This is a genomic window from Amycolatopsis eburnea (genome assembly GCF_003937945.1).
Taxonomy (GTDB): domain Bacteria; phylum Actinomycetota; class Actinomycetes; order Mycobacteriales; family Pseudonocardiaceae; genus Amycolatopsis; species Amycolatopsis eburnea.
This window is the reverse complement of sequence record NZ_RSEC01000055.1, coordinates 14,389-29,642: the sequence shown is the minus strand read 5'-3', so window position 1 is coordinate 29,642 and position 15,254 is coordinate 14,389. Positions and strand designations below refer to the sequence as shown.

Genomic DNA, 15,254 nt, shown 5'->3' with positions numbered 1-15,254 from the left:
CTCAGGGCGTCCGCTCGTAGAGGGTTCCCAGCCGCACCAGGGTGGGGCGTCCGTCCAAGCCCGGCTCGTGGAACTGCACCGCGAGGAAACTCCCCGGGCTTCCGAGGTCCATGACGAATCGGCTCCGCTCACCGTCGATGCAGGTGAGCGGCATGGCTCGGCCGCCGCCCGCGGGGTTGCCCATCAGCCGGTCCCATTCGGCCAGGCCGGCGTCCGGGACCAACCGGACGTGGAGCTTTCCGTCGTGCACCTCGACCGACACCTGGCCGTCCGGAGCCCGGTACAAGCCGGTGAACTGTCCGGTGTCGACCTCGACGCTCGCCTCGGGTGGGGCGAGCGCCGCCGGGCCCCGAGCGTCGAAGAACTCGTCGAGCAGCCCGGTGCTCAAAGTGGTGTGCAGCATCGCTCCGGTGCTGCTGTTGGTGAGGACCGCGAGCACGGCCTTCTGCCGGGGAAGGACGTAGAGGGTCGAATGCATGCCGAGGTTGGCGCCGGAGTGCGTCAGGACCGGGTCGTCTCCTTCCCGGAAGAGGCCCCAGCCGAGCCCGAAGTTCGCGCACCCGCGCAGGCACCCCCAGAACTCGTCGTACTGGGGCGTGCGCATCTGCTCCACGGCTTCCCGCGACAGGAGCCGGCTTCCGTCGGGTGCCGTGCCGTCGATGTGCGTCCGTCCGAAGCGGACCAGCGATGCGACGTCGAGCCACAAGCGTGAACCGGCCGGGCCGTACTCGGGCCACACCCGCAGGCGCGGCACCCGTGAGACGGCTCCGCTCGCCGGGTCGACGACGTGCCCGACGGCAGTCGAGTGGAGGAGCATTTCCTCGGCGTCCGCGGTCGCGGTCATCTCGAGGGGCTGCAGGATGCGGGAACGCAGGGCGACGTCGAAGCGTTCTCCGGTGAGCACCTCCACCAGCCGGCCGAGGGTGCTCATGCCCATGTTGCTGTAGGAGAACCGGCGGCCGGGGACGCCGGTGACCTCCAAGGTCGTGAGTTCCCGCATCAGCCGCTCGAGCACGTCGTCGCCCGGGGGCAGGTCCGGCATGTAGTTGCCGGGCAGTCCGGAAGAGTGGTTGAGGAGCATGCGCACGGTGATCGCCGCCGAGCGGGCGGGGTCGGCCGTCGTGAAGGCGGGGAGGTACTCCAGCACCGGCGCGTCGAGGTCGAGCGCCCCTTCGTCCACCAGGGTCATCGCCAGGGACGCGGTGAGCGTCTTCGTCACGGAGCCGGCCGCGAACAGCGTGTCCGGCCGCACGGGGGCGCCGGTCGTCACGTTGACCGTCCCGGTTTCGGACTGGACCAGCGTGCCGTCGTGCCACAGCGCCGCCGACGCACCCGTCACGGTGAACTTCTCCGCCAGCCGCGACAGCCGGTCAGCGAGTTCGTGCGATGTGATCATCAGGTGATTCTGTCAAGCGAAGAGGCGCGCCGCATTCGACAACCGTCGCATCGGTGCCGGTGGCATGCGACTCCTGTCCATACCTGGATGGCGACCCCGGCCTCTAACGTGATGTGACGTGCTGGAGAACGGAAGGAAGACGACGATGTCACTCCTGCTGACGGGCGCGACCGTCATCGACGGCGTCGCCGACAAGGGCATCGACGGCCGCGCGATCCTGATCGAGAACGGCCGCATCACGGCGATCGACCGCCCGGACGCGCTGACGGTCCCGGCGGGCACCGAGACCCTCGACTACAGCGGGAAGTTCCTGATCCCCGGGCTCATGAACGCCAACGTGCACCTGCTCGTCAACGTCATGCTCGAGACGCTCGTCCGGTACGAAGGCCGCTACGAAGACCTGATCGCCGAGGCCGCGCAGGTCGCCCTGAAAGGCGGGATGACCACGGTCTTCGACACCTGGGGGCCGCGGCGGGCGCTGATGGCGGTCCGCGACCGGATCGACCGGGGCGAGACCCCCGGCAGCCGGATCCGCTGCGCCGGCAACATCGTCGGCTTCGACGGCCCGTTCTCCGACGACTTCGACAAGCGGATCCCCGGCGTCGGGAGCTCCCACTTCGTCGACCGAATCAACGCGACCTGGGTCGAAAACGTCGGGCGGCACCTGATGTGGCTGACCCCGGACGAGGTCGGCAAGGAGGTCCGCGCGTACCTCGAACGCGGGGTGGACTTCGTCAAGTACGCGTCGAACGAGCACGGCGGGGCCTCGGCCGGCGCCTTCATCGCGTTCTCGGAGCGCACGCAGCGCGTCATCGTCGAGGAAGCGCACCGGGCCGGGCTGACCGCGCAAGCACACACCTCCAGCGTCGAGGGCCTGCGGATGGCGATCGAGGCGGGGTGCGACCTCGTGCAGCACGCCAACACGACCGGGCCCACCGAGATCCCGCGCGAGACCCTCGAACTCTTCGCCGAGAAGAACTGCGGCGCCGTCATCTTCCCCCTGACCGACAACGGCTTCAAGATTCTCAAGGAGTCCATTTCGGATCCCGAGTGGACGATCTGGAAGGCCTCGGACGTCAACGCCCGCAACCTCGTCGACTCGGGAGCGTCGATCCTCCTGGCCAACGACGGCGGCATCCTCGCCCCGGAAGTCATGAGCGAGCCGATGGTAAAAGGCACCTGGAACGGCCTGCCCGAAGAGGAGGGCCTGAACCGCCTGGCGACGGGCCACTTCGTCTGGCTGCGGGCCATGGAGGAAAAAGGGATGTCGCCGATGGCGTTGCTGCACGCGGCCACGCGCAACATCGCGCGGGCCTACCACGTCGACGACGACCTCGGGACCCTCGAAGCCGGCAAGATCGCCGACGTGGTCGTCCTCGACCAGGATCCCTTGAAGGGTGCGAAGAACTACCAGAGCGTCCACGCCGTCATCAAGGACGGTGCGGTGGTGGATCGTGACGCGCTGCCGGAGCAGCCGCTGCTGACCGCGGACCTTCCGCCCGCGCTCGAGGAAGAGACTCACTACAAACGAGCCCTCCACCACGGCGCGCGCCTGCCGGGGTGCCCCTCCTGCTTGAACGGAAGCCACTGATGCTCACGACCCAGCCGGACGCCGCCTTGTGCCACGCGCAGGCGCTGGTGTGGGAGCAGCACTGCTGCCTCCCGCTCGACCCCGACACCGACGTCGACGTCCTGTGGCGGTACGCGAAGGCGGGGGCGTCGTTCGTGTCGGTCAACGTCGGCTACGCACCCCACGACGTCTCGGACACCATCCGGGTGCTGTCGGGATTCCGGCACCAGCTGCTCGCCCGGCCCGACCGCTACGTCCTGGCCCGCACGACCGAGGACGTGCGCGAGGCGAAGGCCACCGGCCGGCTCGCCGTCGCGTTCGACCTGGAGGACACCCGCCCGCTCGGCGGCCGGGTGGACTTGGTGCAGACGTACTACGACCTCGGGGTGCGCACCATGTTGCTGACCTACAACCAGCGCAACGCCGCCGGCTCCGGCTGTCACGACGAGGTCGACGGCGGCCTGACGGAGTTCGGCCTCGAAGTGGTGGCCGAAATGAACCGGGTCGGGATGGTGGTCGACACCGCGCATTGCTCCTACCAGACGTCCATGGACGTCTTCGCGGCGTCGACGGCACCGGTGGTGGTGTCCCACACGGCGGCGCGGGCGGTGCACGACGACCCGCGCAACGTCTGGGACGACCAGCTGCTCGCGTGCGCGGCGACCGGTGGCGTCGTCGGGATCGACGGGGTCGGGATGTTCCTGGGAAACAACGACGCGAGCACCGAAGCGCTCGTCCGCCACGTCGAGCACGCCGTGGAACTCGTCGGCTGGGAGCACGTGGGCCTCGGACTGGATTTCTGCTTCGACCAGCTCGACGACGAGCTGGCCGCGAACCCGGAGCTGTTCCCGGCGAGCTACGCCCAGTGGGACAAGCTGGAGTTCATCGAGCCCGAACGCCTGCCCGCCATCACCGCGGCCCTGCTCGAGCGCGGCCACGCGCCCGAAGCCGTCGAGGGAATCCTGGGCGGGAACTTCCTCCGTTTGGCCGAGGAGGTGTGGCGATGACGCGCGTGGTGGTCATCGGGGCCGGCATCGTCGGGCTTTCATGTGCGTGGTTCCTGCAGGAGCACGGCGCGGACGTCACCGTACTGGAGCGATCGGCGGTGGCCGCGGGTGCGTCGTGGGGCAACGCGGGCTACCTGGTACCCGCCATGGTCGCACCGCTGGCGGAGCCGGCCTTGCTGCGGGAAGGCGCGCGAAGCCTGCTCACGCCGGGCTCGCCGGTCGCGGTGCGCGGGCGGCCGCCCGTGGCGTTCCTGGCCGGGTTCGCCCGGAACGCGACCGCTTCCCGGTGGCGGCGCGGGATGACCGCGCTCGCGCCACTGGCAGTGGCCGGCCTCAGCGCCTTCGACGAGCTGGCCAAGGGCGGGGTCGCCGCCGAGGTCCACGAGCGGACCGTCCGCATCGGGTTCACCGCCGGTCAGGACACCGCGGGGCTCGAGCACGAACTCACCGCCGCCCGCTCCGCCGGGCAGGACGTCTCCTACCGGATCTCGGCGGGCCACGAGGCTCCGTTCTCCGACCGGGTCACGCAGGTGTTGCACCTGGAAGGGCAACGGTTCCTCGCGCCCGGCGCGTTCCTCGACGCGCTCGCCGGATCGGTGCGCGAGCGGGGTGGCGAGATCGCCGGGGGCGCTCACGTGCGGTCGATCGGGTTCGGGCCGGGCGGGCTGCAGGTGGACACCTGGACGGGACCGCCGCATCGCGCCGACGCGGTCGTGCTCGCGACGGGCGCTTGGCTGCCGGAACTGGGCCGCCGGCTGGGCGTGCGTGTGCCGGTGCAGGCCGGGCGCGGGTACTCGTGCAGCGTCCGGCTCGCCGATCCCCTCCCCGGTCCGGTCTACCTGCCCGGCGCCCGGGTGACGCTCACCCCGTACGGCGACCGGGTCCGGATCACGGGTGCCATGGAGATCGCCGACCGGGACGCGCCCTTCGACGGCCGCCGCATCGACGCCCTCCTGCGCTCGCTCCGCCCGCTGCTCGACGCCGGGTGGGACGACTTCCGGGAGCCCTGGGTCGGGTCCCGGCCGCTGACCCCCGACGGCCTCCCGGTCGTCGGAGCGACGAAGCTTCCCGGTGTCCACGTCGCGGGCGGCCACGGCATGTGGGGCGTGACGCTCGGCCCGGTCACCGGAAAGCTGCTGGCCGAACAGATCATGAGCGGAGCCTCGGCCCCCGGGCTACGCCCGCTTGACCCACTACGTCGAGGGAGTCTTCGATGAGCGACACCGCGATCACCCCGCCGCCCGCGCCGACGTTCCGCCGGCAGGGCGACCTGCTGCTGTTGTCGGGCCAGGTCGGGGTGGACGAGAGCTGGCGGCCGGTGACCGGTGCGTTCCAGGACGAGGCCCGCGCGGCCTTCGCGAACGTCCGGCGGGTGCTGGCCGACGCCGGCGCGCGGCCGGACCACATCCTCAAGGTCACCGCCTACCTGGCCGACCTCGACGACTTCGCCGCCTACAACGAGATCTGGATCGAGGAGTTTCCCGAGCGGCGTCCCGCCCGCACGACGATCGGCGCCCAGCTGGTCACGCCGTTCCGCGTCGAGCTCGACGTCGTCGCGTGGCTGGGCGACACCCATTGAAGTTACATTCGCGGGCGTGAGCGAAGACCTGCAGCGGGTGGTGGACACCCTCGCCCGGCAGCTGGGCCGGGCCGTCGCGGTCGACGACGTCCACTTCCGGCTGCTCGCCTACAGCGCCCAGGCCGGGCCCATCGACGACATGCGAGCGCGGGTGATCCTGACTCGAGAGGCCCCGCCGGAAGGGGTCGCCTGGCTCCGGCAATTCCGGCTCTCCCGCGCCGGCGGGCCGGTCCGCCTGCCCGCCGCCCCGGAGCTCGGCCTGCTGCCCCGGGTCGCGATCCCGATCCGGTTCCAGGGCGTCCAGTTCGGCTACCTGTGGCTCATCGACGCCGACGAACCCGTGGACGACTCCGGGCTCGCCCTCGCCGGGGTGGCGGCGGGCGAAGCCGCGGAGGTGCTCTTCCGCGAGCGGACCCTGGGCGAGCTGCACGACGCCCGCGTCGGGGAGTTCCTCCGCGACCTCCTGTCGGACGACCTCGTGGCCCGCGCCCTCGCGGCCGACGGGCTCGTCGAATCGGACCTCTTCGCGGCGCGCGGTGGCGTCGTCGTCATCGTCGTCGCGCCGTTGCCGGTCGCCGATCAGGAGGTCGACGCGGGCGACCGCCTGGCGCTCGGCGCGGCGCTGCGCGCGGCCGCCGGTGCACTGCCGGTGCGCGAGAGCATGGTTCTCATCCGCCCCGGCCACGGACTGCTCGTCGTGACCCAGCGCGCGCTCGAGCGGGTCCCCCGGCTCGCCGGCGAACTGTGCGCGTCGGCGGAGCACCGGCTGGGTCGCTCGGAGCGCTGGCGGGCCGTGGTGTCCGGGGTGGGCCGTCCCACAACGCGGCTGGCCGACGCCGCGACCTCGTACCAGCAGGCGCTCGACGCGATCCGGGTCGCCGACGTCATCCCCCTGTTCCGGCCCGTCGCCCGCCACGACGCGCTCGGGATCTACGCCCTGCTCGCCGCCCAGCCGCGCGAGCAACTCCGCAGCATGGGGGTCGCCCAGGCGATCACCGCGCTCGCCGACGCCGATCCCGAGCTGGTGGTCACCGCGGAAACCTTCCTCGACCGCGCGGGCGACTCCCGCGCGGTGGCCGAGCGCCTCGGCGTCCACCGGGCGACGGTCTACCACCGGCTGCGCCGCATCGAGGACCTCACCGGCTTCGACCTGAGCGACGGGGAACGCCGCCTCGTCCTGCACCTCGGCATCAAAGCGGCCAGACTGCTCGGCGACATCTGAGGCGGCCGATACCGGCGGCCGGCCGCGTCACCCGGCATCGCCGTCCGTCGAAATCGCTCGCAGAGCTGTGACGCCCAGCGATTCCGCTCCGACGTCCACGGACCGCACGGACAAGTGCGTGCGTCACCTATATCTTTCGCGCGAAGCCCCACCGCGCCAGCCGGATCGGGTCGTCGATCGCCCGGTCCGGGCCGCGGCCGTAGCGCGCGGTGTAGTCCGCGACCGGGCGTTCGGTGACCTCCCAGCCCGCCGCCCGGAGCGCGGCCGCCGAGTCCGGGCGGGCGTGGGCGTCGAGCAGGCTCGGCAGGTGGGAGCCGATGGCCTCGCCCGTGCCCGCGTACAGCTCGTGGTCGCGGAACCCGGCCGACTCCTGACCGGGTACGACCTCGTAGCCGAGCCGGCTGCCCGGCGCGGACAGCCGGTCGACCAGGGCCAGCACCCGCTCCTCCACCTGGGGCGAGAGGTACGGCAGCACCCCTTCGGCGATCCACGTCGTGGGCCGGTCCGCTGCGAACCCGGCGGTCAGCAGCGCGCCGGCCCAATCCTCGGCGAGGTCGACGGCCAGCCGGTCGCAGCGCACCCGCGCCCGCGCGCCGACCGCGTCGAGAACCGCGGTCTTGAAGCTCAGCACGTCCGCGCGGTCGACCTCGAAGACCCGCGTCGCCGCGGGCAGGTCGAGCCGCAGCGCGCGGGTGTCCAGGCCGGCGCCGAGCAGGACGACCTGCGGGGTCGCCGACGCCCGCACCACGTCGTCGAAGACCCGGGTGCGCAGGCCGCAGTAGGCGCCTAAGCGACCCCACACCGGGTGCGCGTCGCCCTCCTCGACGTCCTCGATGCGCGTGGGCATCGCGACTCCGATCCGGGCGTGGCGGACGAAGTGCTCGGCGTAGCGGTCCTGGACGAGCCCGTCCGGGCGGTGGGTTTCGATCGCCCGAGTAGCGGCGATCATGAGGGCGGTCGTGCTCACTCCCGCGGCCAGTCCGACGTCGCTCACGCGGCCCGCCGCCGCGCGACCAGCCGCAGTCCCGACGGCTGCACCGTGACCAAGGGCAGCTCCCGGACCTTGGCCCCGGGTTGGTGGACCAGGCGCCACTTCCGCAGGATCGTCGCGATCGCGACGCCCAGTTCGGCCCACGCGAACGTGTCGCCGGGACACCGGTGCCTGCCGACGCCGAACGGCATCATGGCGTCGACGGCGTATCCGGCGAGGTTTTCGTCGAGCCACCGGTCGGGGTCGAACGCCAGCGGGACGTCGAACACCTTCGGGTCGCGGTGCAGCGCCGTGAGGCTGAACCCGACCTCGGCGCCGGCGGGAACGCGGTATCCGCCGAGGGTGGTCGGTTCGGTTGCCCGCCGGGTCAGCAGCCAGTTCGGTGTGTGCAGGCGCAGCGTCTCCTTGATGACCCGGTCCAGCACGGGCAGCCGTGCGAAGTCGCTGTGCCGCACCGGGGTGTCCCCGAGTTCGGTGGTGAGCTCGTGCACCAGCAGCCGCTCGACGGCGGGGTGGCCGGCGATCTCGTGCAGGGTCCAGGCAAGCGTGGTGGCGACCGTCTCCGAGCCGGCGATCAGCAGGGTGACGACCTCGTCGCGCAGCAGGTCGCGGTCGAAACCCGCGCCCTCGTCGTGCGCCTTGATGAGCACGTCCAGGAGGCTCGCACCGTCCGAATCGGTGCCGGCGCTCCGCGCGATGACGTCGTCGACGACCTGCCGGACCTCGTCGGACGACTTCTGGTAGCGGCGGTTCACCCCGATCGGCACCCGTTCGAGCCAGTCGGCCGGATAGAGCGTGTGCGCCATGATCCCCGACACGATCCCGGGGAAGGCGGCCATGATCCGCTCAGCGGCACCGTCGGCCAGCTCCGCCTTGAACAGCGTGTGGACCAGTGCGTCCACCGCCATTTCGTGGGTGACGCGCGGGACGTCGAGCACCTCCCCCGGATGCCACTTCGCGATGCCGCGCACGACGGCCTCACGCATCTCGGGCACGTAGGAGGCGATGCGGTGCCGACCGAAAGCGGGCTGCATCAGCCGGCGCTGCCGCCGATGGGCGTCGCCCTCCGCCACGATCACGCCGCCGCCGAACGTCTTGGTCGCCTTCTCGAAGACACGGCCCCGGCGGAACACGTCACCACCGGCGAGCAGGACGGACCGCACCAGCCTGGGTGTGGTGATCAGGTGGACCGGCTTCCGTCCGATCAGGACGGTCACGACGTCGCCGACGTCGGCGAGCGAAACGAAGAAGCCGAAGGGATCGCGGACCAGTCGCGGCAGGTGCCCCAGTCCGGGCACCCGGCCGGGTGCGACAACGGGTTTCGCCACTGCGGGTGCAGCCATATCCGAGCTCCGTTCAGAGAAGGTTTTCCGCGTACCCCGCGCGGCCGGTTTCGTCGGTGAACTTCGGGGCGGCGTGGCGGATCGTGTCGGTCCGGTCCCACCGCTCCATGCCGGCGGCCCAGGATCCCTGGTTCGCGACACCCCGGCGCACCGCGCGCCTGAGGTCGTCCGGCAGTTCCAGCTCGGCCAGGTCGGCGTCGAGCCGGCGTTCCGCGGCAGTCCGCTCGGCAACCCGGTCCGCGATCCGGTCGCAGACGCACCGCACCGCGGCCGGCCAGTCGAGGCGACGCTCTTCAGCGAGCACGACGACGAAGTTGATCGGATCACCCGCCGCCAGCTCGCCCGGCAGTGAGTGGACGTCGTTGGCCCAGCACATGATGTCCGCCGTCGCGGCCACGACTTCCTGGTAGGCGCCGCGGTAGTAGAGGGCGTCGGGGATCTCGGCGCCCTCGGTGAGCTCGATCAAGTCGCAGTTGGGCAACACCGTCGAGGCGTCGCGCCGAAGCCGGACGTACTCGGCGCTGCCCGGCGGCACCGCGGCGGCCCGGAACGCGTTTTCGCGCGCGTGCCCGGCGAGCCAGGTTTCGAGGTTGAGGGCGAAGCGCCGCTCCCATTCCGGGCCCCGGCCTGGGAACGTGCGGGTGCACAGGTCCGCGACTGCTGCCACGACCGGATTTCCGGAAGTCGCTCGCCCGCGCCGGTCCACGACCTTCTGGACCTGGCGCCGCAGCCACTCGTACTCGGCCCGCTTCCCGCCAGCAGCGCGTCATCCTGGATGTCGTCGAAGACGAAGAACAGCGTGTTCCAGTCGACCAGCAGCTGCAAGTCCTCGTCCCGCGCGTCCGGCGACGCGCAGGCCATGAGGCGCCCGTAGCCGAGCGCGTCGAACTTCTCGAGCGTGCGCCCGTCCCCGATCAGCCCGAAGCGGTGCGCCCACTGCCGCGTGTTCCCTTGGAACCGCTCGGCGTGCGGATGACGCCGCACCGGGTACGGAAGGGCGATTTCCCGGTGCCGCGAGTCGACGTCCCGAACCGGGTTTCCATCCACAACGGCCTCCATAAAGACAGAACGTTCTACCTACTATATGTAGTGCTCACTATACAGATGGCGGTAAGGTTGGCAAGGAAGGCCGGAAACGGAAAGGAACCCGATGCGAATCGGCGACATCACCGTCCACCCCCTCACGGACGGCACTTTCCGCGCGTCGCCCGCCTACTTCGGCGAGCACGTGCGACCGGAGGGCCACGAGCACCTGTTCCAGTCCCGCGACGGCATGGCGTGGCTGCCCATTGGCTGCTTCCTCGTCCGCACCGGGGACCGCACGGTGCTCGTCGACGCGGGCATGGGCCCCACGCTGGACGACGCCGGTCCACGCCGACTGCTCGTCGGCGGCCAGCTATTGCTCGGCCTCCTCGCGATCGGCGTGGCGCCGGCCGACGTGACCGACGTCATCTGCACTCACCTACACAGCGACCACTGCGGCTGGCTCTTCGACACCAACGCCGAACCGGTGTTCCCCCGGGCCACCATCTGGTTCGGCACCGGCGACTGGGACCACTTCGTGACCGGCCCGGCCAAACTGGCCGACCACATCCGCGGGCTCGTCGCCACCCGCGAACGCGGTGACCGGGTACAGCTCGCGGGCCAGGACACGACGGTCGCGCCCGGCCTGTCGCTCATGATGACGCCCGGGCACACGCCAGGGCACTTGTGCGTCGTCGTTTCCTCCGCGGGGCAACGCGCTTTGCTGCTCGGCGACGCGATCACCTGCCCGGTTCAGCTGGACGAGCCTACCTGGCAGTCGATGGCCGACGTCGACCCCGCCCTGGCGCGGCGGGTGCGTGACAGTCTTTTCCGCGAGCTGGAGAAGGAGGCGACGACGGGCGTGGGCGCACACTTCCCCGAACTGGCTTTCGGGCGCGTGCTCACCGGACAGGGACGGAGCTGGCACACGTGACGGACTTGCACGAGCTCCACGAAGAGTCGTTCCGGACGTTCGGCCGCCTGGTGAACCAGGTCCGCGACAACCAGTGGGAGCAGCCGACGCCGTGTCCCGGGTGGACGGTGCGGGACGTCGTCGGTCACCTCGTGCGCGAGCAGCTGTGGGTGCCGCACCTGCTCGCCGGCCTGACCATCAAGGAGGTCGGCGACCGCTACGACGGCGACGTGCTGGGCGACGACCCGATACGCGCATGGGGCAGGTCTTCCACTGCGGCCCGCGCGGCGTGGCGGGAACCCGGTGCGACGGAGCGGATCGTGCACCTGTCCTTCGGGGACACCCCGGCGTCCGACTACCGCTGGCAGCTGGCGACCGACCTGGTGGTGCACACGTGGGACCTCGCGCGGGGAACCGGCTCGGGACAACCGATCCGCGACGACTTCGCCGAGGTGTTGCTGGCCGTCATGGGATCGCGGCTACGTTCTCGGCAGGGCAGCGGAACCATCGGCGACGGAGTGCCGGTGGCGGACGGCGCACCGGCCGCCGACCGGCTCCTCAGCCTCGCCGGGCGGGATCCGCGGGCGTGACGAAGGCGTCCGAAGGTCGAGGATCGCGACGAGGTCGACGTCGCCGCCGAGCAGTCGCGCGGCGGCCGCCTGGTTGAAGGACTTGCCGCCGACGCTGGTGCGGCCGGCTTCGGCCAGCACCGTCTCCCCCGGCTTCGGGATCGACGGCACGCGAAAAGAGTGGTCCACGTTGACCGATCCGATGGCGACGACCCTCATCGGGCTGTCACCTCGGCGGCGACGGGACGCGGGATCGCGAACGAGACGGCGAAGGCGGCCACCAGGAACACCGCACTGCAGAGCGCGGCGGCGACGTAACCGGCGGCGGGCGTCGAGGACGCGGCGCCCTGGACCGCGTAGACGACCAGGAAGCTGAGGCCGGCCCCGATGTTGAACGCCCCGGTGTTCAGCCCGGGCAGCGAACCCGGCCGGTCCGGTGGGCTGAGGACGACCCCGAGCCCGTTGAGCATGATGTTCGCGACGCCCGCGTAGGTTACCCCGACCCAGACGGCGACGAAGAACAGGAAGACCGTGGCGGTGCCTTGCGCGCCGAAGGCCACCGCGAGCATCCCCGCGAACGCGCCGGCGACGCCCAGCCGCAGCATGCGCTGGTATCCGAAGCCGGCGGCGAGCCGGCCGGCGAGCGGTCCCACCAGCAGCCCGGCGACGGCGTACGGCGTCAGGATGAGTGCCGACACCTCTTCCGCGTCGAGCCGGAACCCGAGGGCGCTGTCCTGGGCGAGGGCCGGGAGGATGCCGTTCATCACCGCGAACACCCCGCCGAGGGTGAGTGCCGTCGTGCTCACCAGCGCCCAGGTGGACCGTTCACGCAGCTGGGCGAGCGGGACCAAAGGAGCGGTGACGCGCTTCTCGACCCGCCAAAACGTGACGAACGCCGCGACCGCGAGAACGGCGGTCCCGAGCACGATCCCCCACAGCGCACCGGCGAGCTTGCCCAGTTCGTCGAGGGAGACCAGTGCCGCGCCGACCGCGACGACGAGCAGCGCCGTGCCGGCGGTGTCCAGGCGGCGGCGATCTTCCGCGTAGGACTCCGGGCAAAGGAAGCGGACCAGTACTGCCGCGGCGATGGCCACCGCCGCCATGGTCCAGAAAATGGCGTGGAACCCGTGGTGGGTCACGAGGTAACCGCCGAGCAGGGCGTCGAACCCGGCGATCCCGCCGTTGACGGCGGTCACCACCCCCATGAGCGTGCCGTACTTCTTCGGTTCGGTGACTTCGGCACGCAGCATCACCAGCGCGATCGGGATCACCGGGCCGGACGCGCCTTGGATGACGCGGCCGAGGAACAGCACCGCGATGTTCGACGCGAGGGTGGCGAGCAGGCAGCCCGCGGCCATCAGGAGCAGTGCACCACAAAGGACCCGTCGCCGGCCCGCGATGTCGGCGAGGCGCGGCAGGAACAACGAGAACACCGCGGCCGCGGTGAAGAACGCGGTCTGCGTGGCGGCCACCGCGCCGGCATCGACCGCCAATTCGCGCTGGATCGAAACCAGCGCGGGGCTGAGCATGCTCGCGTTCAACTGGAATGCGAGGCATGCGGAAAGCAACGCGATCAGCAAGGTCACCACCGGCGATCCGGACCGGCTTCGGCTGACTGACACCATTGTCGACACCTTTGTGTTGATCATGAATGTGGTAGACTCCCGCCGTCTCGACCCGATGAATGACGGAGCACGAATGGCGGTTTCACTTCAAGACGTCGCGAACGCCGCGGGCGTCTCGATCGCGACCGCGTCGCGGGCCCTCGGGAACAAGGGGCGGGTCTCGGAAGCGACCATGCGCCTCGTGCGCGAGACCGCCGATCGCCTTGGCTATCAGGTGAACACTCTCGGCAAAGCGCTGCGCGAAGGTTCGGACGGCGTGGTCGGGATCGTGGTCCCGATGGTGAGCAACCCGTTCTACGCCTCTCTCGTCCACGAGTTCGAAGACCACCTGGCGAAGTTCGACCTGAAAATGCTCATCGCGGATTCGCACGGCGAACTCGACCGCGAAATCGAACGACTCGAAGCATTGGCCAGCCGTCGGGTTCGGGGCATTTTTGTCGTTCCCGCCTATTTCGACGAATCCCGGCCGACGATCATGGATATTTCCCGGCAACTCCCCGTCGTCCAGGTCGATCGCCGGGTCGAAAACGACGAGGCGCTTTCCTTCGTCGGGATCGACAATGCGGGAGGCATCGACCAGGTCCTGCGCCACGTTTCCGAACAGGGCGCCGAAACCGTGGCGTTCGTCGGCGCCGACGACCGGACCTCGGTCGGCCGGGAACGCCGGCAGGCGTTCGCGGCGAGTGTGGCGAGCCTCGGCCTGACCGCGCAGAAGCCGGTGATCGACCGGTACCTCTTCGAGTTCGGCCTGTCGGCGGCGAGCCAGCTGATGCGCCGATCGAAGCTGCCGGACGCGGTGATCGCCGGCGACGACCTCATCGCGACCGGGCTGCTGGCCGGGTTCGTCCGCCGCGGCCGGGCGGTCCCGGAGGACGTCCTGATCACCGGCTTCGACGGCACGATACTGGCCGACATCTGCAGCCCCACCTTGACGACGGTGCGGCAGCCGATGGCGGAGATCGCGGAAGCCGCGGTCACTCAGCTGATGCGCCAGATCGACGACGCCGATTCCGCGGGCTCGCACATCCGGCTCCGCACGACGTTGCGCCCCGGCGATTCGACGGGCGCGGCTACTTCAGGTTCGCGACGGCGTCGCGGATGAGCTGCCAGAACCGCGGCACGTCCAGCGTGATCGCGATGTCGGCGTTGGGTTCCTTCTTCAGCATGTCGTGCAGGTCGACCGCCGTGGCACCCGAGGTGAACTCGCCCCGGGTTTCGACGTCGACGTGGCAGCGCTGGATACTCGCCACCGCCCGGTCGATGGCGATCGCGACCGTGATGGGGTCGTGCAGCGGCCCTTCGGGCATGCCTTCGACCGCGTCGTAGGTGCTGCAGAAGAAGCGGAGCAGTTCGACACCGAAGGCGCTGGTGTCGTTGCCGATCGCGCCGATGGACCGGATGACCTCTTCGGTGATCAGGGCTTGGTGCGAGATGTTGAGGCCGACCATGGTGAGCGGGAGTCCGGCCTTGAAGACGAGGTCGGCCGCCTCGGGGTCGACCCAGGCGTTGAACTCGGGGTAGGCGCCGACGTTCCCACGGCCGGTCGAGCCGCCCATCCAGATGATCTCCTTGATGTACTCTCGGAGATCGGGGCGCTGTTCGAGCAGCATCGCGATGTTGGTGAGCGGACCGGTCGGAACAATCGTGATCGGCTCGCTGGCGCCTTCGAGAAGATCGGCGATCAGGTCGAGCGCGCCCCGCTCGTCCAGGGGCACCGTGGGTTCCGGCAGCACCGGCCCGCCGAGCGCGTTGTCGCCGTGGATCCAGGTGGCGGGGGTGAGTTCCCGCCGCAGGGGCTTGTCGGCCCCGGAGGCGACCGGCACCCCGTCGACGCCGGCGACGGTGAGCGCTACCCGGGCGTTGTGGGTCGTGTGTTCCAGACGCCCGTTGCCGCCGACGGTCGTGACACCGCGCAGGTCGATCTCGGGGTTGCCGGCGGCCAGCCAGAGGGCGAAAACGTCGTCGTGGCCGGGGTCACAGTCGATGATGACCGGGATGGGCATGCAGCTCCTCAGA

General features: G+C 70.7%; 14 protein-coding genes. 8 read left to right on the top strand and 6 right to left on the bottom strand.

The genetic code is table 11. The features are described from left to right. Nucleotide 1: 1 nt before the first annotated feature. Entirely contained in the window at nt 2-1,396 is a 1,395-nt protein-coding gene (locus tag EIY87_RS24740; protein WP_125312286.1) for a serine hydrolase domain-containing protein, read from the bottom strand. A 145-nt stretch (nt 1,397-1,541) separates the two neighbouring features. On the opposite strand from EIY87_RS24740, the gene EIY87_RS24735 reads away from it, so the two are divergent. Genes EIY87_RS24735 through EIY87_RS24715 form a run of 5 tightly spaced genes read left to right on the top strand, consistent with a single transcriptional unit; the run spans nt 1,542 to nt 6,774 of the window. Continuing rightward, complete coding sequence (locus EIY87_RS24735) at nt 1,542-2,987, top strand: amidohydrolase family protein (RefSeq protein ID WP_125312285.1); 1,446 nt, start codon at nt 1,542-1,544, stop codon at nt 2,985-2,987. After that, entirely contained in the window at nt 2,987-3,973 is a 987-nt protein-coding gene (locus tag EIY87_RS24730) for a dipeptidase (RefSeq protein ID WP_125312284.1), read from the top strand. The genes EIY87_RS24735 and EIY87_RS24730 overlap by 1 nt, the downstream gene beginning before the upstream one ends. Further along, nucleotides 3,970-5,190, top strand: a complete 1,221-nt coding sequence (locus EIY87_RS24725; RefSeq protein ID WP_125312283.1) for an NAD(P)/FAD-dependent oxidoreductase — start codon at nt 3,970-3,972, stop codon at nt 5,188-5,190. The genes EIY87_RS24730 and EIY87_RS24725 overlap by 4 nt, the downstream gene beginning before the upstream one ends. After that, complete coding sequence (locus EIY87_RS24720) at nt 5,187-5,552, top strand: RidA family protein (protein ID WP_125312282.1); 366 nt, start codon at nt 5,187-5,189, stop codon at nt 5,550-5,552. Before EIY87_RS24725 ends, EIY87_RS24720 begins: the two co-directional genes overlap by 4 nt. Nucleotides 5,553-5,568: 16 nt before the next feature. After that, complete coding sequence (locus tag EIY87_RS24715; RefSeq protein ID WP_125312281.1) at nt 5,569-6,774, top strand: PucR family transcriptional regulator; 1,206 nt, start codon at nt 5,569-5,571, stop codon at nt 6,772-6,774. Between the two features lie 127 nt (nt 6,775-6,901). On the opposite strand, the gene EIY87_RS24710 is transcribed toward EIY87_RS24715, so the two are convergent. The 3 genes from EIY87_RS24710 to EIY87_RS24700 are packed head-to-tail and all read right to left on the bottom strand — an operon-like array spanning nt 6,902 to nt 9,814. Beyond that, nucleotides 6,902-7,768 (bottom strand): SAM-dependent methyltransferase, encoded by an 867-nt coding sequence (locus tag EIY87_RS24710; protein WP_225440026.1) that lies wholly within the window; start codon nt 7,766-7,768, stop codon nt 6,902-6,904. Further along, a complete protein-coding gene (locus EIY87_RS24705) occupies nt 7,765-9,108 on the bottom strand; it encodes a cytochrome P450 (protein WP_125312280.1) in 1,344 nt (447 codons plus the stop codon). The genes EIY87_RS24710 and EIY87_RS24705 overlap by 4 nt, the downstream gene beginning before the upstream one ends. A 13-nt stretch (nt 9,109-9,121) precedes the next feature. Continuing rightward, a complete protein-coding gene (locus tag EIY87_RS24700; protein WP_225440025.1) occupies nt 9,122-9,814 on the bottom strand; it encodes a terpene synthase family protein in 693 nt (230 codons plus the stop codon). Nucleotides 9,815-10,258: 444 nt separating this feature from the next. On the opposite strand from EIY87_RS24700, the gene EIY87_RS24695 reads away from it, so the two are divergent. Next, nucleotides 10,259-11,065, top strand: coding sequence for an MBL fold metallo-hydrolase (locus EIY87_RS24695; RefSeq protein WP_225440024.1), 807 nt, complete (start codon nt 10,259-10,261; stop codon nt 11,063-11,065). Further along, on the top strand, nt 11,062-11,634 hold the full coding sequence (locus EIY87_RS24690; RefSeq protein WP_125312278.1) for a TIGR03086 family metal-binding protein: 573 nt from the start codon (nt 11,062-11,064) through the stop codon (nt 11,632-11,634). The genes EIY87_RS24695 and EIY87_RS24690 overlap by 4 nt, the downstream gene beginning before the upstream one ends. 194 nt (nt 11,635-11,828) lie before the next feature. Here EIY87_RS24690 and EIY87_RS24680 read toward each other — a convergent pair whose 3' ends face one another. Next, the gene (locus tag EIY87_RS24680; RefSeq protein ID WP_191984256.1) at nt 11,829-13,238 is read right to left on the bottom strand and encodes an MFS transporter; all 1,410 of its coding nucleotides are present in this window, start codon (nt 13,236-13,238) and stop codon (nt 11,829-11,831) included. Here EIY87_RS24680 and EIY87_RS24675 point away from each other — a divergent pair. Continuing rightward, the gene (locus EIY87_RS24675; protein ID WP_125312275.1) at nt 13,141-14,340 is read left to right on the top strand and encodes a LacI family DNA-binding transcriptional regulator; all 1,200 of its coding nucleotides are present in this window, start codon (nt 13,141-13,143) and stop codon (nt 14,338-14,340) included. The genes EIY87_RS24680 and EIY87_RS24675 overlap by 98 nt on opposite strands. Here EIY87_RS24675 and EIY87_RS24670 read toward each other — a convergent pair. Next, a complete protein-coding gene (locus EIY87_RS24670) occupies nt 14,309-15,241 on the bottom strand; it encodes a nucleoside hydrolase (RefSeq protein WP_125312274.1) in 933 nt (310 codons plus the stop codon). The genes EIY87_RS24675 and EIY87_RS24670 overlap by 32 nt on opposite strands. Nucleotides 15,242-15,254: the final 13 nt, after the last annotated feature.